16 protein-coding genes are annotated in these 18,424 nt (G+C 60.1%); 4 read left to right on the plus strand and 12 right to left on the minus strand.

The genetic code is table 11. The features are described 5' to 3' along the window. The first annotated feature begins 14 nt into the window (after positions 1–14). Positions 15–2,252 (plus strand): TonB-dependent receptor, encoded by a 2,238-nt coding sequence (locus BMY03_RS00280; RefSeq protein ID WP_094009926.1) that lies wholly within the window; start codon positions 15–17, stop codon positions 2,250–2,252. Between the two features lie 81 nt (positions 2,253–2,333). Here the strand turns inward: BMY03_RS00280 and BMY03_RS00285 are convergent, their stop codons facing one another. Continuing rightward, positions 2,334–3,230: a LysR substrate-binding domain-containing protein gene (locus BMY03_RS00285; protein ID WP_094009927.1), complete on the minus strand. Its 897-nt coding sequence runs from the start codon at positions 3,228–3,230 to the stop codon at positions 2,334–2,336. A 120-nt stretch (positions 3,231–3,350) separates the two neighbouring features. Here BMY03_RS00285 and BMY03_RS00290 point away from each other — a divergent pair, with 120 nt between their 5' ends. Continuing rightward, entirely contained in the window at positions 3,351–4,682 is a 1,332-nt protein-coding gene (locus BMY03_RS00290; RefSeq protein WP_094009928.1) for a serine hydrolase domain-containing protein, read from the plus strand. Between the two features lie 39 nt (positions 4,683–4,721). On the opposite strand, the gene BMY03_RS00295 is transcribed toward BMY03_RS00290, so the two are convergent. Next, positions 4,722–6,329, minus strand: a complete 1,608-nt coding sequence (locus BMY03_RS00295) for a methyl-accepting chemotaxis protein (RefSeq protein ID WP_094009929.1) — start codon at positions 6,327–6,329, stop codon at positions 4,722–4,724. A gap of 248 nt (positions 6,330–6,577) precedes the next feature. On the opposite strand from BMY03_RS00295, the gene BMY03_RS00300 reads away from it, so the two are divergent. Next, positions 6,578–7,315: a PA3715 family protein gene (locus BMY03_RS00300; protein WP_094009930.1), complete on the plus strand. Its 738-nt coding sequence runs from the start codon at positions 6,578–6,580 to the stop codon at positions 7,313–7,315. Positions 7,316–7,468: 153 nt separating this feature from the next. Here BMY03_RS00300 and BMY03_RS00305 read toward each other — a convergent pair whose 3' ends face one another. Together BMY03_RS00305 and BMY03_RS00310 are read right to left on the minus strand one after the other, a co-directional pair. Beyond that, positions 7,469–7,852, minus strand: coding sequence for a hypothetical protein (locus BMY03_RS00305; protein ID WP_094009931.1), 384 nt, complete (start codon positions 7,850–7,852; stop codon positions 7,469–7,471). Positions 7,853–7,876: 24 nt separating this feature from the next. Then, positions 7,877–8,440: a hypothetical protein gene (locus tag BMY03_RS00310; protein WP_094009932.1), complete on the minus strand. Its 564-nt coding sequence runs from the start codon at positions 8,438–8,440 to the stop codon at positions 7,877–7,879. 277 nt (positions 8,441–8,717) lie between these two features. Between BMY03_RS00310 and BMY03_RS00315 the strand changes: the two genes are divergently transcribed. After that, positions 8,718–11,114: an AAA family ATPase gene (locus tag BMY03_RS00315; protein ID WP_177182869.1), complete on the plus strand. Its 2,397-nt coding sequence runs from the start codon at positions 8,718–8,720 to the stop codon at positions 11,112–11,114. A 165-nt stretch (positions 11,115–11,279) separates the two neighbouring features. On the opposite strand, the gene BMY03_RS00320 is transcribed toward BMY03_RS00315, so the two are convergent. The 8 genes from BMY03_RS00320 to BMY03_RS00355 form a co-directional block, all read right to left on the minus strand. Further along, a complete protein-coding gene (locus BMY03_RS00320; protein WP_094009934.1) occupies positions 11,280–11,588 on the minus strand; it encodes a DUF3077 domain-containing protein in 309 nt (102 codons plus the stop codon). Between the two features lie 75 nt (positions 11,589–11,663). After that, positions 11,664–11,900 (minus strand): hypothetical protein, encoded by a 237-nt coding sequence (locus tag BMY03_RS00325; protein WP_069017822.1) that lies wholly within the window; start codon positions 11,898–11,900, stop codon positions 11,664–11,666. Between the two features lie 376 nt (positions 11,901–12,276). Beyond that, on the minus strand, positions 12,277–12,828 hold the full coding sequence (locus BMY03_RS00330; protein WP_094009935.1) for a YdeI/OmpD-associated family protein: 552 nt from the start codon (positions 12,826–12,828) through the stop codon (positions 12,277–12,279). A 22-nt stretch (positions 12,829–12,850) separates the two neighbouring features. Continuing rightward, positions 12,851–13,984, minus strand: coding sequence for a pyridoxal-phosphate-dependent aminotransferase family protein (locus BMY03_RS00335; protein WP_094009936.1), 1,134 nt, complete (start codon positions 13,982–13,984; stop codon positions 12,851–12,853). 152 nt (positions 13,985–14,136) lie between these two features. Then, a complete protein-coding gene (gene hutH / locus BMY03_RS00340; RefSeq protein ID WP_094009937.1) occupies positions 14,137–15,660 on the minus strand; it encodes a histidine ammonia-lyase in 1,524 nt (507 codons plus the stop codon). Between the two features lie 12 nt (positions 15,661–15,672). Next, positions 15,673–16,506, minus strand: a complete 834-nt coding sequence (locus BMY03_RS00345) for a quaternary amine ABC transporter ATP-binding protein (RefSeq protein ID WP_023628998.1) — start codon at positions 16,504–16,506, stop codon at positions 15,673–15,675. Further along, positions 16,503–17,354, minus strand: coding sequence for an ABC transporter permease (locus BMY03_RS00350; protein ID WP_023628999.1), 852 nt, complete (start codon positions 17,352–17,354; stop codon positions 16,503–16,505). The genes BMY03_RS00345 and BMY03_RS00350 overlap by 4 nt, the downstream gene beginning before the upstream one ends. Before the next feature lie 74 nt (positions 17,355–17,428). Next, the gene (locus BMY03_RS00355; protein ID WP_094009938.1) at positions 17,429–18,397 is read right to left on the minus strand and encodes an ABC transporter substrate-binding protein; all 969 of its coding nucleotides are present in this window, start codon (positions 18,395–18,397) and stop codon (positions 17,429–17,431) included. Positions 18,398–18,424 lie beyond the last annotated feature (27 nt).

The following is an 18,424-nucleotide window of genomic DNA, read 5'->3' on the forward strand; positions in this document are numbered from 1 at the left end:
GTAAGGAATCCCTCATGCCTCCACTGCAACATCCCCAGGCACCGAAACTGCCCCGCAGGGCCTTGCGCATGGCCGTGCTGCTGGGCATGGCCGCCATCGCCGGCAACGCCTTCGCGCAACCGCCACGCAGCACCTCCTCGGCGCAGCAGCAAACCCCCGATGTGAAGGAAGAGGGCCTGACCCTGCCGGAAACCCTGGTGCAGGAAACCCGTGACGCCCTCGGTGCCCCGCCACCGGAATATGCCGGGGGCCAGGTTGGCTCGGGCAGCCGGGTAGGGCTGATGGGCAACAAGGACTTCAGCGAAACCCCGTTCAACGCCATCAGCTACACCAAGGAATACATCGAGAACCGCCAGGCCCAGGATATCGGCTCGGTGATCGGTGCCACCGATCCGTCGGTCTACGTGCCGAGCAAGCGCGGCATCTTCGAGACCTTCTTTATCCGCGGTCTGTACAGCACCGGCAACGACATCACCTTCAACGGCCTGCCGAGCATGGCGCCGAACATGCGCGGTTCCACCGAGCTTGCCGAGCGTATCGAAGTACTCAAGGGCCCGTCGGCGCTGCTCAACGGCATGCCCCCCGACGGCAGCGTCGGCGGCAGCATCAATATCGTGCCCAAGCGTGCCGGCGACGAGCCCCTGGCCCGGTTGACCGCCTCCTACGAGTCCGATGGCCTGGCCGGCATGCATGCCGATATCGGCCGCCGCTTCGGCGACCAGAAACAGTTCGGCGTGCGCTTCAATGGCGTCTACCGCGACGGCGACACCCCGGTGGACGACCAGCAGCACCGCATGCAGCTGTCGTCGCTGGCCCTGGACTGGCGCGGCGAGCGGGCGAGGGCGTCGCTGGACTACTACCACCAGCGCGAACGCATGGACGGGGTCAACTATTTCGGCATTGCCTCGATCAGCCCCGGCGTGACCCACCTGCCCAAGGCCAAGAAGGGCGATCACTCGCTGGCCCCGGAGTGGGGCTACACCGTCAACGACACCGACACCGTGGTGCTGCGCGGCGAGTACGACCTCAACGACTCGCTCACCGCGTTCGCCGGCTGGGGCCATCGGGAAGGGGGCTACAACGCGCTGATGACCAGCGGCATGCTGCTCAATGATGCCGGCGACATCGCCGCCACACCGATCCGCTCGGCCCGCGATGGCGAGCAGAAGTCCGGCGAAGTCGGCCTGCGCGGGCGCTTCGCCACCGGCCCGGTCGACCATGCCTGGTCGCTGGCGGCCACCCGCTACGACTCCGAGAACAGTTTCAAGGACAAGCGCCTGCCGACACGCATCCTCACCAACTACTACAACCTGGACTATGGCCCGCGCCCGGAGATCGGCGAGTACGGCAACGTCACCTCTCGCATGCGCGCCCGGCTGAGCAGCGAAGCCTTGCTCGACACGATGTCGTTCCTCGATGACAAGGTGCAGTGGACCGTCGGTGCACGCCACCAGAACGTGCGCGCGTCGAACTACAACGGCAACCACCAGCGCACCTCCAAGCCCTACGATGAAAGCCGGGTTTCGCCGGCCACGGCCTTGCTGGTCAAGGTCACCGACGAACTTTCGCTGTACGGCAACTACATCGAAGGCCTGAGCCAGGGCGGCATCGCCCCGGACAACGCGCGTAACGCCGGCGCGATCATGGCGCCGTACCAGACCAAACAGTACGAACTGGGCGCCAAGCTCGACCTGGGCACCTTCGCGCACACGGTCAGTGTCTATCAGGTGAAGAAACCCAGCGCCTATACCGATCCGCTGACGCAGATCTACGGCGTGTACGGCGAACAGCGCAACCGTGGCCTGGAATGGTCGTTCTTCGGCGAGCTCGAGCCGGGCCTGCGCCTGCTGGGCGGTGCGTCCTACACCAAGGCCGAGCTGACGAAATCGATACGCAAGGAAAACGAAGGCAACCAGGCCACCGGCGTGCCCAAGGTGCTGGCCAAGCTTGGCGTCGAGTACGACCTGCGCGAGATGCCCGGGCTGACCCTGACCGGCAACGCCAACTATGCCGGCCGGCGCTATGCCACCGATGCCAACAACCTGTCGCTGCCGTCCTACACGATTTTCGATCTCGGCGCCCGGTATACCCTGAAGCTCTCGGACAAACCGGTAACCTTGCGTGCCACCGTGCAGAACGTGACCAACAAGGCCTACTGGATCGGCTCGTGGAACGGCGGCGACGGCAGCGGCCTGTCTGGTGGGCTGGGCACGCCGCGGTCGTTGTTGTTCTCCACCTCGGTGGATTTCTAGCCAACTCCACACTGGCTGCGTGGGAGCGGCGGTGAGCCGATGCGACTTGCCCCGCGACCACCGGCGCGGCCGGTGCCGCGCTCACAGTGCGTCCGGAAACTCTTCGCGCAGGCTGCTCCCCAGCCAATCCATGAACCACAACGCATCGGCACTCGGCGGCTGGGGTGGCGTCAGCAACTGATAGCTCTCCAGCGCCACGGCCTGCTCCACGCAACGCACCAGGCTGCCTTCGCGCAGTTCACGTCCGACCAGCACCTCGGTGGCCAGGGCGATGCCGTGGCCGCGCTGGGCCAGGTTCAGCACGATATCGTTGCTGATATGCGAAGTATAGGCCTTGACCCGCACCCTCAGGCCATTGGCGGCGAACCAGCTGTTCCACCAGGTGCCGTCATCGACATGGATCAGCCGCAGGGCGGGCAGGTCGGCAGCGCTCAGCCCTGCGGGCAACTGCGCCAGGTAGCTCGGCGCGCATACCGCGAACACCTTCGGGCGGATCAACACCTCGCGTACACCGCTCATCTCACCCGGCAGGCCGAAGGCGATGCCCAGGTCCGCCTGGCGGGCATCCACGCTGGTGAACGTGGCATTGGGCTCGATGGCGATCCTCAGGTCCGGGCGCAGGCTGCGCAAGGTGTCGATGCGCGGTGTCAGCCAGCGTGAGGCGAACGCTGGCACACAGAGGATGCGCAGCCAGCGCTCTTCACCACGTTGCCCCAGGCGCGCACCGGCGCCGGCGAGGATCTGCAGCGCCTGCGCTGCGGCCTTGTAGTAATGGGCGCCGGGCAGGGTAAGGGTCACCCCGCGCGGGGAGCGCTCGAGCAAGCGTACACCCAGCCAGTCCTCGAGGTTTTTCACATGCCGGCCGATCGCCGGCTGGGTCACGTGCAGCGCCTGGGAAGCCGCGACATAGCTGCCCAGGCGGGCAGCGGCCTCGAACGCGCGCACGGCGTTGAGCGGGGGCAGGCGATCTTCGGCCATGGGCATTCCTTGGTTGTTAGTTTTTTTAATAGTGAAGGCAAATTTATTGTGCTTTTCCCGCTGGCTCAAGTTGCAGACACTCGGGGCAGCGTATTTCCGCGCTTTTCGAGGAGCCCTCCGATGCGGCCAATAACAATAAAGAAGTCGTTCAACGGTCTTTCCATCCTGGCACTGGCACTCGCCGCACTGGCCGGCGCGGCCCAGGCGGCCGACAGCCAGGGGGCCTGCGGCGTGCCGGGGCTTGAGCCTTGCCCGCAGCCTTTCGACAAGGTGCTGCCGGCGGCCAAGGACATGCTCACCTGGGACCAGGACACCCGGGTCGTGGGCTTTCGCAACACTTATCGCCTGTACGGCGGCGATGTCTTCGCCCCGCGCGGCGCCATGCCATACCCATTGCCGCAGGCCAGTCACAAACTGAGCGACGTGCAGTACCAGTTGGCCGGCAAGCCCCATAACCTGGCGGACTACCTGGCCAACCAGAGCGTGACCGGCCTGCTGGTGCTCAAGGATGGCAAGATCGCTTATGAACACTACGGCAAGGGCAACACCCCGCAGACCTTGTGGACATCGCGCTCGGTGGCCAAGTCGGTGGTCAGCGTGCTGGTGGGCATCGCCGTCAAGGAAGGCAAGATCCACTCGCTGGATGACAGGATCAGCCGCTATGTCCCGGAGCTGGAAGGTTCCGAGTGGCAGCACGTAACCCTGCAGCAACTGTTGCAGCACACCTCGGGCGTCGTCTGGGACGAGAACTACGCCTCGAAGGATTCGGACTTCTCGCACATGACCCAGTGCGAGGCCACTGCCGATCCCTATCACTGCGTGCTCGACCTGGTGCGTTCGGTCAAGCGCAAGCCCGGGGTCAAGCCGGGCGAGGTCTGGTCGTACAACACCGGCGGTGCCTGGCTTGTGGGCCGGGTGCTGGAAAACGCCACCGGCATGACCATCGCCGAGTACCTGCAGAGCCGCGTGTGGAGCCGCTACGGCATGCAGCAGGCCGGGGTCTGGCATGCGCTGGTGCCCGGCAAGGTGGACATGGGCGGCCACGGTTTCAATGCCACGTTGCGTGACTGGGGGCGGTTCGGCCAGTTCGTGCTGAGTGGCGGACAATTGCCGCAGGGTGAAAAGCTGCTCCCGGACGACTGGATCGCGCGCTCCACCCACTGGACCCAAGCCAAGGGCTCAGTGACAGCCGCCGCGCCCAAAGGTCAATACGGCTACCAGTGGTGGTACAACGCCCCGGCCCCGGACAGCGATGCCGAACCCAAACGCACCGACACCAGCGACCAGACGTTCTGGGCCCTGGGCATCTTCGGCCAGAGCATCGCCATCAATCCGGCGGAGCGCCTGGTGGTGGTGCAGTGGTCGACCTGGAAGAACGCCGAGAGCCCCGGCTCGCTGTATGACGAGCAGGCGGTGTTCGTCAATGCGGTGGGCAAGGCGTTGAGCAAGTAACGCCGGGCGAGGGCAGGGCGCCGGCAAGCGCCTGCCCAGTCACACGCGAAACCGCGACACGCTCGCCTGCATGCCCTGGGCAATCTCGCCCAGGCGCTGCGCCGCCGAGGCTAGCTGCCGCGTGGTGTCGGTGCTGTCCCGCGACATGCGGGCGATCAGTTCTACCTGATGGGCGACATCCTGGCTGGCCCGGGTCTGCTCGCCGATGGTCTGCGAGATTTCTTCGACCACCGACGCGGCGCGGCGCGCGCCTTCACGAATCTGCTGGATCGACGCTCCGGCCTGGGTGGCCAGCTCCACGCCGGCACGCACCCGGGTGACGCCGGTCTGCATGCTGTCGACGGCGTTGCCCGTGCTCTGCCGGATGCGTTCGATCATGCCGGTGATCTCCCGGGTCGACTGCGCCGTGCGCCCGGCCAGGCCGCGTACTTCATCGGCGACCACGGCAAAGCCGCGCCCGGCCTCGCCGGCACGGGCGGCTTCGATGGCCGCGTTCAAGGCCAGCAGGTTGGTCTGCTCGGCGATGGTGTTGATTACCTGGATGATCGAGTGGATTTCTTCCGAGCTTTGCCCCAGCACGGTGATGGTTTCAGAGGAGCGGTTGACAGCCTCGTCGATCCCCTGCATGCCGCCGACCACGTTGAGGATGACCTCGCCGCCGTCGCTGGCCAGGCGCTCGGACTGCCCGGAGATGGCCTGCGCATCGCGGGCGTGGTCGGCGATGCGCGTCAGGTTGGCGATCATCTGCTCGGTGGCCGAGGCCATGCTCACGGCGCTGTCGGACTGCTGGCTGGTGCGTTGCACCAGGCTGCTGGAAGCCTGGCCCAGTTCATCGGCTACTTCGCGCAGCAGCAGGTTCTCTTCATGGATGGCCTTGATCATGTTGCCCAGGCTGTCACGCATGTCCGCCAGCGAACGCAGCAGATGCCCGGTTTCGTCACGGTCGTGGACCTCGATCGCGGTGGTGAGGTCGCCCTGAGCGATACGCTCGGCAACCGCCATGGTCTGGCTTAACGGCCGCAGGATGGAGCGCAGCAGCAGGAAGGTGCACAGCGCCAACGCCAGCGTGGCCAAAATCATCCCGCCCACCAGCACGCTGATGCCCTGGTGCAGGGTGGCGGTGCTCTGTTCGCGGCTCTTGTCGGCATTGCCGGCGATCAGGTCGCTCAGGGTGCTGTTGCGCTGCTCCAGCTCCTTGAAAGCAGTGACAAAGGCCGGCAGCTGCGCCTGGGCCTGTTCAGGCGACTGCAATGCCAGCTGGATGATCGACGTGGCGCTGGCGATGTAGTGGTCGAGGAGGGGGCCGAGGTCATTGATGGCCTGGTGCAGGTCGGCGTCCAGGGGCAGTTCCAGGTTGCTTTGCACGACACTGCGGAACCACTTTGCGTGTTCGTCGAGGTCGGCCAGCACCTGGTTGGCGTTGTCAGTATCGCCCGGCTTGACCAGCAGGGCGGCCAGCACATCGGCGCGCAGCGCATCATGCATCATGTCGCCTTCCATGTGGTTGCGCAGGGCGGCCATGCTGGCCTCGCTGCGCTGCAACGCCTGGTTCTGGTCATGCTCGGCGAGCAGGCCGCTGCCGCCAAGCAACAGGGCGGCGAGGATGCTGACAAGACCGAACCCGATGGTTTTCTGGCGAATGTCCATTTTCGAACAGGCTCCGTGGGGTGGGTTTGCTGAGCATAGATGGTTGGAGGTATTTCGCAGGGGGAAAAGAACGGCGCTGAGGTGCGGTGAGGAGATGCCTCATATAACTCAACTAAATGAATATTTAGTTGAGTTATATGTTTATGCCATAAAAAAGTCGGGCAGGGCGTACGGACGTTTGCTGACGCCAGAGACCCTGTGTAGTGTGCATCCAGCTCACTTATCCTCAAAGGAATGAGACATCGACCATGCGTAGATTCGCCGCTTTACCGTTGTTGTTTGCCCCCATGATCGCCTGGGGCGACTGCACGAAGAACCTGCAAACCTGGGCCCAGGCCTTGCACCCGACACTGTCGCTAGCCAGCGACTTTGCAGTCTGCAAGGTCAATCCGGCAGATACCAGCCAGGTCTTGGCAGCCTTGCCGTTGAAGGTGAACGTTGATGAATACGGGCAAGGCGATTACAGCCTGGATGTACTGGTGGCCGATGCCAGCAGCGGCAAGATCATTGCCCATCATTACCAGGAGGCGGCGATCGTCTCCGATGCGGTGCAGTTTTCAGGCCTGACGCTGGACACTGCGCGCTATCAGCTAGCACCAGGCTTACGAGCATTTGGCGTGCGCATTCGTCACACAGGATCGTCACGGGTCAATCCGTTCAGCAGTGAAACCCTGAGCCTGTACGTGAACGACGGTTCGCAACTGCGGCAGATCACGAGGCACTTGGTTGTGAGCGAGAGTCACGGCGAATGGGATGGTGTCTGCGCTGGAGAATTCGATGAGATCAAACGGACGCTGGCAATGGGAAAACCCGGCAAGGACGGTTTCAGCAAATTGCGGGTTACCGAGATATCGACCGGGAGCCAAAGTGTTCCCAAGGGCGCTGATGACTGTCAGGAAATCGAGCGTGCCACGCAGACGAAAAGGTTCAGCCTGAATTATGACGGCGGCCGGTATGAAGTGCCGAAAGGATTGAGATTCGAGTGAGTGGATTGGAAATGGGCTTGGTGGAGGCTGGAATCTGGCCTCCCTCTGGGCGTACTGCTCAATACGAACCTACGCATAATGTATATTATGTTAAATCACGTATTACGGGAGGTGACCTCCTGAGTCGATCATCTGTGGTTTGCGTCTGCCAGATCACGCTCGAGCTGCCGGCGCCATCTCGACAACTGCACAGCGTCCTTTCGTGCGTACCTTCTGCACCAGTCGCGCCCTGTTGATGAACACATCGATCTGACAGCTGCCCGAGTGCTGCACGTCTTCCCAGTATTCCGTATGCACAATCTGCCCGTTCTGCGGCCCCGTGTAAGTGCCCGCGGCTTCACGCGTGACATAACTGCTGTCGCGCACATACCTGAGCACGACCAGATCCTCTTCCGGCACCACCATGACCTGCCGTGGCACGCCGAAGAAATCGATCAGCTCGCCCACCGGCCGATCTTTCCAGGCACTGCTGGCTTCCAGCGATGCGCAGCCACTGAGCAATGTGGCCAACAGGCCCAATGCTAACAATCGGTTCATAAGGTCTTCTCCCTGAAGGCCGCTTTACTTGGCAGACATCTGTGCGAACCCTTCGTCGATCTTCTGCATGATGGCTGCCTTGGCAGCCTCTCGGTTCAGTATCTGGAACAGCTGCGGCCCTGCCTTGGCTATTTGCGATGCCGGCATCACACCCAGGCGCTCCATTTTCCGAGCCTGGCGGTCAGCCGGTTTGCACAGGAAATCGCGACTTTGCGCCAACCAGGTGTCAGGTTTGCTCTGCCATTGGCTGGAATACTTGGCGTTGCGCAATTCATTGAAAACGCTGCGAAAATCCTGCGCACCCGTGATGCGCACGCGGTTCTTGGCGCAGTCGATTTCGACATCGTACGCAGTGAATGTGGGTTTGCCGGGCTCTTCGTAGAACTGATAGACGCCCAATGATTTCGCGCCACCTGGGCGATTGAAGATGTTGTTGGAGTCGCCGTCCGCGACAAACACCTGGTTCTTGCCCAAGCCACCTTGGTAATGGACTACCCAAAAGTCACCCATCTGCACATCGCTCGCCTGGGCAGCAAGGACATTGCACAGTAAGGCGACAGGCAGGAGCTGCTTCTTGAAAGCGGTCATGGGGGCCAGTCCTTTGCCTTTATCTTTGAGGGCAACAGTTTCTCGCCCTGAACATGAGGTAAAGGGCTATCTAGCACATTCGTCCTATGCACCGCTGTTAGCGCATGCGGTGCTCAGCCTCCAGCATGCGTAGTTCAATTTCAAATAAATCATATAATTATCATATGGTTATATGATCGAATTTTCGGAATTGCAGATTTCAAAGAAGGCTCATATGCTGGCTAGGTGCCACACCTCCCTCACCGAACTGGCAGCCTTAGGCGAAAGGACCGCAACCATGATTACAAAAATAAAAAAATTAAAGAATTTTGGTATCTTCAGGGACTACAGCGGCGACAACATTCAGGCATTCGGTAAATTCAATTTAATCTATGGCTGGAATGGTAGTGGTAAATCTACTCTCTCGAAATTATTTGAGTCGCTAGAAAAACGCAAAAACTTACAAGCCACCGCTGATGCAAATTGCGAGTTCTCAGTTATATTAGATAGCGAAGTCGTCATCACTGAAAAAACGATCCCTCAATCAAGCACTGCAGTACGCACCTTTAACGCCGGATTCATCAAGGAAAACATCGACTGGGACAGCTCGGTAAAAAGCATTCTTCTGGTCGCGAAAGAGAAGATCGACGATCGAAAAGTCCTTGAAGTACTCAAAAGCCAGCAAGAGGCAGATCTAAAGTCCGTTGAAAGGTCGAATAATGATGCATCAAAGGCTACGGCCGAATTGCAAAAATTCTTGACTGACAGTGCAAAAAGAACAAAAACCAGTCTTCAAATAATAGGCACTGAAGATAATCACTACATCAATTATAATCGCACAAAACTAGAAAGCTTTATTGCATCTAACTCTGAAGCGGTCCGCGCGCCCTCCTCTATCCTCCAAGATGATGAGTTGCTGGCTCTAGTGGTGGCGGCTAAGCCTGTATCAAAACCACAGATCTCAAGTATCACTAGCAGTCTTGATGCAGCAAAGCTAAAAGATGCACAGTCTCGCCTACAAGCCCTACTCAAACACACCGCAACCAGCATTGTGTTATCCAGGCTTAAAGAGAATCCAGACATACAAACGTGGGTTCAGACCGGGTTGGCCATCCATAACGACCACAAATCTGAAAATTGCGAATTTTGCGGGGCCATGCTTACCCTGTCTCGACTTGACGAGATCAACGCGCATTTCAGTGACGAATATCGTCATTTCCAAAGTCGTCTCGTCAGCGCTGAGCAGTGGCTGAGGCAGCAAGTCCTCGACCTAGGAGACCTGAGCCAAGGTGACCAATTGTACGAGGAAATGCAGGCTGAATATGCCAATGCCAGGGACCTGGTTGTGACTCACGTTGCGACCATCAACGGGGGGATAGCGCACTGGCAGGAGCTTCTTCAAGAGAAAATTGCCGACCAGTTCAGAATTGACTTCACTGTGCCCAGTATCGATCCCGCGGCATGTGCTGGCTTCGATGCTGCGTTAGAACAGATGAACAAGTTGACTGTCCGCCACAACAAAAAGACAGAGGACTTTACGAAAGAGACCGGAGCCATCAAGCGAAAGATCGAGCTTCATTATGCCGCGATAGAGGTTAAGGCCTTCGGCTACTTCGCCAAAATCCAAAAGCGTGACGCCTTGTCTAGGCAGGCATCCGAAATCCAGTCAAAAGCGAATGCCAGGCAGCGAGAAATCCTAGCGCTTGAGGCTTCTCTTTCAAATGAAGTATTGGGCGCTGAGGAATTCAACAAGCACCTCCACATTTTTCTGGGTCGGTCTGACCTATGTCTTCGCTTCAACCCGCAGATGCTTGGATATGAAATTAATCGGGGGACCGAGCAACGCCATGTCAAGGATCTGAGTGAGGGAGAAAAAACTGCGATAGCATTCGTATACTTCATCACTAAGCTTTCAGAGGGCGACAACGACCTCGCAAAGCTGATCATTGTAGTAGACGACCCGATTTCCAGCTTTGACTCAAATCACCTATTTCACGCCTACTCCTACTTACGTCATCACTGCACGCCAGCGCTTCAATTATTTGTACTTACGCACAATTTCAACTTCTTCAAGCTGGTCAGAGACTGGCTAGAAGGAAATAATACAAACCGAAAAAATAGGAGGCCGCCTCGTCCAGCCAACAGCTTCTTCTACACAGTCGAAGCCAGCACCAGCAACCCGAGGAAGTCAACTCTGAAAGACGCTCCAAAGAGCCTTCACGCTTACAGCTCGGAGTACCACTATATCTTCGGTCGCCTTTACAACTATAAGGAGCAAGCACAAATTGATCGGGATGAGGCGTTCCTCACGGCCAACCTAGCTCGCAAAATCCTTGAGGCCTTCTTCAGCTTTAAGTATCCGCTGCACAAAGGAGACATGGCGAACCTGTTCCAGCAGGGTCTTAATGGGTGCATTTTAACCACGCCCCAAACCAAGGAAAAAATCTATCGATTCATCAACAAATACTCCCACAACGCGATGATTGAAATCGGAGAGGATTCACCCGAAAACCTTGTTGGTGAAAGCCATAATGTCATCGCAGACATCTTCACATGGATGAAAGAGGTTGACAGCACGCACTATGAGCAGATGGTTTCCGCTTTAGGCTTCGACGCTACGACTTCAGCCGAACCTGTTGTGCCTCAAGCAGAGGCTATGCCAAATGTCCTGGACAGCGCAGCAGGTGCAACTTGAGTAACTGCATTACCGAAAACCTGACCACTGCCATCATGTGCCAGCCTCCTAGGCGCGTCCGACCAACAAGCGCAGCGCCAACCAATGCGCACCCAGCCGGCAATGGGCCGCAAAGCGGCCCTGGGGTTTAACAGACTGACACCAGCCAGAGCGGCCACGGCATTCCTACTCAACCCTCCGACCAACCAACAACCCATGATTCACATCCTGGGCCAGTGCCTTGGCCATGCCACTGAGGTAATGCACCGCCGTGAGCAAAGTCGGCAAATGATCCGTCTCCGCCATGGCCAGATCACTGATCTTGTGCACTGCACACATCAGCACGGTTGCCTGCTCAACCGCATGCTCCATTGAATGGCCCGCCACAACACGGAACAGCGGGTCTTGACCACCCTCCTCTGCAGCCTCGCCGAAATGCCCGACGCCAGTGGTTGCCAGCTTGCTGATGCGCGGGTTTTGCAATTCCTTATCCATACCATTCCTCCTGCGGCCCGCGAACGGCGCGGGGCCTGATCGGTGAACATCAAGTGCGAGCCCAGGCTCGCCAGGTCAGTGCCGGGATTGCACGCGGCTCAGCGCCACTTCCACCAGGGTGCGAGCGCTGTCGATTTCGTGCATGGCGGCGAGTGTCAGGACCTGGCCTGGCGGTTTGGCGTGCAGCAGGACGGTCTGCTGGCTGACGGTCAGGGCACAGACGAGGTATTCGGAGATCTGGACCAGGAGGTCTTCGAGGGTGTGGGTAGTGTATTTGTCGTGCTGGGGTGGATCGGGGACGATCTTTAGCATGTTGTTTCTCCGTCTCGGTGGAGCCACCACACCCTGCTGTCAAACAGAGGGTGGCAGCTGTACGTGGGTTGACAGACCGAGGAGACGAAGGAAACCCGGCGCACACGAGGTGCCCCACGTACAGCCGCCATAACGGCTTGCTACGAGACTTCGTTCTACCTGCGGCCTGTCAAAGCCGGTCGCTGGGTTTGAAGCGACTTGCCGAGACTAGATGGCGGGTAGAAGGGTGGCAACAGGCTGTAAGGGGCTAGGAGTATGTTTCGGAAATGGACTACAGAGAAGAGGGAAAATCCGATTCAGAGCACATAAAAAGTGTTCTCTTGTCGTCAACATAGGGCTGGTTGCGTCCCTGGATGTTCCCGGGCTGCACCACAGGTCAATTTTCCGCCTCAGGCGCCCGAAATGCTTTGCTGTAGTAACCAGACGAGTCGAAACAGCACACCGCCTTCTTACCGGTCGCAAGCATCTCGCAGGCATCCCCAATTCGCTTTTCACGCGTCTTGAGTTGCTTCGCTGAAGTAATCCAGTGGATCCAGTCCACCCGCGCGAGGGTCGTCGTTGTGCTCCAAACCTTTTGAGCCTCAGGCCTGCTTGCCAAGGCTTTCTCGAAATCCGCTGGGATATCAGGCTCGGGCTCCTTCCTCACCGGGATCAGTTCGAGGGTAACGATATCGCCAACAGCCACCCCCGCCGCATCGAGCAACTCGCTACCGACCTTCAACCAATGGCTCAGCTGCCCATCGGGTTCAAGGGTAGCCCGAAAAGGATGCCCATTGATCGTACCGTTAACAGTCGCCCTTCCCCGCCTCGGAAGCCGTTCACTCGCGTCCCTCGGAAGCACTGCGAACGCCCACGACCTGCCATCACCGGGCTTTGCCGGACGAAGAAGCTTGGCTTCAAATCGCGACCGCGCATCCTCTGTTGTCATGGCAGGTTCTCCAACCGTGCGCCTAGTTAACCATCACCTCGTCCAGCGCCTGCTCAAGGGTACTGACCGTGCGCTCGAGATTGTGCAGCTTGTCGAGCCCGAACAGCCCGATGCGGAAGGTCTGGAAGTCGGCCGGCTCGTCGCATTGCAACGGCACGCCGGCGGCAATCTGCAAGCCGTGGCTGGCAAACTTCTTACCACTCTTGATATCGGCATCATCGGTGTAGCTCACCACCACGCCAGGAGCCTGGAAGCCTGCTGCGGCCACGCTCTTGATGCCTTTGCGAGTCATCATTGCGCGCACCCGATCACCCAAGGCCTGTTGTTCGTCGCGGACCTTGTCGAAACCGTAGGCCTGTGTCTCTTCCATCACTTCGTTGAATCGCGCCAGGGCATCGCTGGGCATGGTCGCATGGTAGGCGTGGCCGCCCTGCTCATAGGCCTGCATGATCTGCAGCCACTTCTTCAGGTCGCAGGCGAAGCTGGTGCTTTGCGTCGACTCGATGCGCTCGAGGGCCAACGCGCTGAGCATCACCAGGGCGCAGCAAGGTGAGGCGCTCCAGCCTTTCTGCGGTGCGCTGATCAGCAGGTCGACAGCGCATTTGTCCATATCAACCCAGATCGCGCCTGAGGCGATGCAGTCCAGCACGAACAGGCCACCCACCGCATGCACGGCGTCGCCCACGGCCCGCAGGTACTCATCGGGCAGGATGATCCCTGATGAGGTTTCAACGTGGGGGGCGAAGACAATCTGCGGTTTCTGCGACTCAATGGCCGCCAACACTTCTTCCAGCGGGGCCGGGGCGTAGGCAGCCTGGCGCCCCGCTTCAACTGGCCGGGCTTTGAGCACCGTTGTGGCCGCTGGAATATTGCCCATCTCAAGGATCTGGCTCCAGCGATAACTGAACCAGCCGTTGCGTAGCACCAGGCATTGCTGCCCGGTGGCAAACTGCCGGGCTACCGCTTCCATGCCGAACGTGCCACTGCCTGGGACTACCGCAACCGCCTGGGCGTTGTAGACGTGTTTCAGGGTGGTTGAAATGTTCTTCATCACCCCCTGAAACGACTGGGACATGTGGTTGAGCGAGCGGTCCGTGTAGACCACCGAATACTCGACCAGCCCCTCGGGATCGATAGCGGGATATATCTTCGACATGGTGTGGCTCCTTTGGCAGAGTTGTCCTTGGCATCGACCCTGCCCTAAGCCATTGCAAATGACAAGATGCATAGAGAACCCGGCGATAAGGCCCTCAATTACATACCAGCCTTATGACCGTGGCCTGCCGCCGCTCCTGCTGCCTGCATCGCTCATAGCAACTCGGGGAAGGCAACGCCAAGCAGGTCGGGATCTTTCAGGATCGATGCACTGCTGGCGATATCCGGTGCCAGCCAACGGTCCTGGGCATAGGCCGGGACCTGCTCGCGCAACAACCGCCAGGCAATGCTGGTACCGGCGCCAAAGCGCTGCTCCTTGAGGAACTCGAAGGCCTGGGCCGCCAACAGGTACTCGATGGCGAGGATCTGCGTGCAGTTCTCCAGGGCGCGGTGCAGCTTCAGCCCGGCATTGGTGCCCATGCTCAGGTGATCCTCCTGCAGGCCGGAGGTGACGTAGTTGTCGATGACGGCCGGTTGAGCCAGCTGACGGTTTTCGGCACACAGTGAAGCGGCCACGTACTGGACGATCATCATGCCCGAGTTCACCCCCGGCTGACTGACCAGGAAGGCCGGCAAACCGCTGACCAACGGGTTGATCAGGCGATCGAGACGACGCTCGGCAATCGCCCCGATCTCGGCCACCGCAATCGCCAGCAGGTCGGCCGCCATGGCCACGGACTGGCCGTGGGGATTGGCCTGGGAAACCACCCGGTACGACTCGGGTGTGCCCAGCAACATCGGATTGTCGGTGGTGGAGTTGAGTTCGGTCTCGATCTGCCGTGCCGCGTGTTCCAGCTGATCGCGCGCGGCGCCATGCACCTGCGGGATCGAGCGAATGCTCAAGGCGTCCTGGGTGCGGATGCCATGGCTGCTGGCAATGATTTCGCTGCCCTCGAGCAGGCGCCGCAAGTTCCTGCCCACGCGCTGCATGCCAGGGTGCGGTTTCAGCGCGATGATTTCAGGGTCGAACGCATCAAGCTGGCCGCGCAGGGCCTCGAAGCTCATGGCGCCGATAACATCCGCCCATTGGCTCAGCCGAGTGGCATCGTCCAAGGACAGGCAGCTCAGGCCGGTCATGCAAGGGGTACCGTTGACCAGGCACAGGCCATCCTTGGCACCCAGCTTGATCGGCGCCAGGCCGACCTCGGCCAAGGCTTGCTGCGCCGGCACGATCTGGCCGCGATAGCTGACCTGGCCGACACCCAGCAAGCTGATGCTGATATGGGCCATGTGGGTCAGGTACCCCACCGACCCCTGTTTCGGCACCTGCGGGGTGATTTGCTGGTTGAGCAAGGTCAGCAGCGCCTCGACCACCTTGCGCTGAAGGCCGGAACGGCCCTGGCAGAAGTTGATGATCGCCGCGCACATGATCGCCCGGGTCTGCTCGTCCGACAACGCGGTACCCACGCCGCAGGCATGGCTGAGCAAGGTGTTGTGCGACAGCTGGCTGAGCTGTTCGTCCTGCAACGAGACATTGCACAAGGCGCCAAGCCCGGTGTTGACGCCATAGGCGCGGTCACCGCTGGAAACGATGCGCTGGACAATCGCCTGGGCGTTCTCGATCCGCGCCCAGGCCGATGGGGCCAGCTCAAGCTTCGCGCCATGCCGGGCCACAGCCACCACGTCCTGCCAGCGAACGGGCGTGTCGGCGATGATGATCTTTTCGGCAAACGACATACACGCGGGTCCTTATAGCGAAGCTACGCGACGCTGCACGAAACGATCGACGTATTCGTCCGCAGGCTGGTAGAGGATTTCTTTCGGCGTGCCAACCTGGATCAGGCGGCCGTCCTTGAGGATGGCAATGCGGTTGCCGATGCGCACCGCTTCGTCAAGGTCGTGGGTGATGAAGACGATGGTCTTGTGCAGGGTCTTTTGCAGTTCCAGCAACTGGTCCTGCATTTCGGCGCGGATCAGCGGGTCGAGCGCACTGAAGGCTTCGTCCATCAGGATGATGTCGGTGTCGGCAGCCAACGCACGCGCCAGGCCCACACGTTGGCGCATGCCGCCCGACAACTGGTGCGGGTACGATTTTTCGTAACCCTTCAGGCCCACGGTGTTGATCCAGTGCAGGGCTCGCTCCGTGCACAGGGCTTTGCTCTCGCCACGTACTTTCAGGCCGTAGGCGACGTTGTCCAGCACGGTGCGGTGCGGCAACAGGCCGAAGCTCTGGAACACCATGCTGATCTTGCGCCGGCGGAATTCACGCAGGGCCTGCATGTCGTACTGCAGAATGTCCTCGCCATCGACCAGGATCTGGCCGCTGGTGGGGTCGATCAGGCGGTTGAAGTGACGCACCAGGGTCGACTTGCCCGAGCCCGACAACCCCATGATCACGAAGATCTCGCCGCTGCCGATGGACAACGACAGATCGTTTACCCCCACCACACAACCGGTTTCGGCCAGGACCTGCTCTTTGCTTTTGCTCTGGCGGATCAATTTCAGGGCATCTTCGGCACGCGCACCGAAGATCTTGAAGACGTTCTTGACTTCGATCTTGTTCATCGTCTGCTTGGCGCTCATTTGCCCACCCCATGCCGTGGCCGGCCATAGGCCTGGGTAATGCGGTCGATCACAACCGCCAGAATCACAATGGCCAGGCCCGCTTCGAGGCCTCGGCCCACGTTCAGGGTCTGGATGCCGACCAGGACGTCTTCACCCAGGCCACGGGCACCGATCATCGAGGCGATGACCACCATCGACAGGGCCATCATGGTGGTCTGGTTGATACCGGCCATGATGCTCGGCAACGCCAGTGGCAACTGCACGCCGAACAGTTGTTGCAGGCGATTGGCCCCGAACGCGTTGATCGCCTCCATGACCTCGCCATCCACCTGACGAATGCCCAGGTCGGTCAGGCGAATCAGCGGCGGCGCGGCATAGATGACGGTGGCAAAGATCGCCGGCACCTTGCCCAGGCCGAACAGCATCAGTACCGGGATCAGGTACACGAAGCTGGGCATGGTCTGCATGATGTCGAGCAGCGGCATCAACACCGCCCGCAGGCGATCGTTGCGCGCCGACAGGATACCCAGCGGGATGCCGACCAGGACCGAGATCAGCGTGGCCACCAGCATCAGCGCCAGGGTCTGCATCAGCTTGTCCCAGAGCCCTACCGCACCGACCAGGAACAGCAAGCCGACGATCACCGCGGTGGGTACGATTCTGCGGGTGGCGTGCCAGGCAATACCGCCGACGACGGCCAGCATCAGCCACCAGGGTGTTGCGCGCAGTAAACCTTCGAGATTGACGATGGCCCACAGCAGGGTGTCGGAAATGTGCCGGAACACGTCACCGTAGTTGGTGACCAGCGCATCGACCCAACCATTGACCCAGTCGGCAATGGAAAACGTGAAGTCTTTGGGAAACATGGAGTTCTCTCGAGCAAGTGCGTGAAGCGGACTGCTGTGTGGCATGCCCGGCAGGCGCCGGACCGGCCCACCCTTCAGAGTGCCGCGTCTACCTTTTTGGCTGCGTCTTCGCTGACCCAGCTGTGCCAGACTTCGGGGTGCTCCTTGAGGAACGCCTTCGCCAGTTCCGCCGACTCGATGCGGTCCCTGGTCATGCGCGCCAGGTTCTGGTTCAGCAGATCGATCGGCAGGTTGACCTTTTCCAGCACCGCCACCAGTTCCTGCGCCTGCTCGTGGAAGGTCTTCGACACACCCACCTTGATGGTCACGGATTTGTCCACGCCTAGCTTTTCGTCCAGCTTGACCAGGTCGGCCTGGCCCATCAGCGGGGTTGGCGACCAGTAGTAGAAGAGGATCGGCTCGCCACGCTTGTAGCTCGAGAGCACGGCGGCATCCAGTGCCGGGCCGGTGCCCGGGCGGAAGTTGGTGTAGCTGTTTTCCAAGCCATAGCTCTTGAGCATCTGGCTGTTGTCCAGCTCGCAGGTCCAGCCGGCCGGGCAATTGTAGAAGCGCCCCTTGTCCGGCTCTTCCGGGTCCTTGAATACCTGGGCGTATTGCCCCAGGTCGGCAATGCTCTTGAGGTTCGGTGCCTTGGCTTCGAGTTTGCGCTTGGCATCGCCTTCGATCACATAACGCGGCACATACCAGCCTTCGACCGCGCCAACCACTGGCGAACCGACACCGACGACCTTGCCGGCGGCCTGCGCCTTGTTCCAGACCTCGCTGCGCCCTACCCACTCCTCGGCGAACACCTGGATATCGTTGCTGCTCAGGGCGTTCTCCATGGAGATGGAGTTACCCGGCAGGCTGTCGGTGTCACAGCCATAGCCATTTTTCAGCACGAACTGCATCACCTCAGTGAGCAGCATCCCGCTTTCCCAGTTCAGACCGGCGAATTTCACCGGCTTGCCAGACTCGCACCAACCGGCGGCCTGGCTGGCGCCTGCGCACGCCAAGAGCCCTAAGGAAAGTGTCGTGGACAGCAGAGCTTTTGTAATTGTCATTGTGACGCTCCCAAACAAGATGATCAC

The organism is Pseudomonas soli, from assembly GCF_900110655.1.
Lineage (GTDB): Bacteria > Pseudomonadota > Gammaproteobacteria > Pseudomonadales > Pseudomonadaceae > Aquipseudomonas > Aquipseudomonas soli.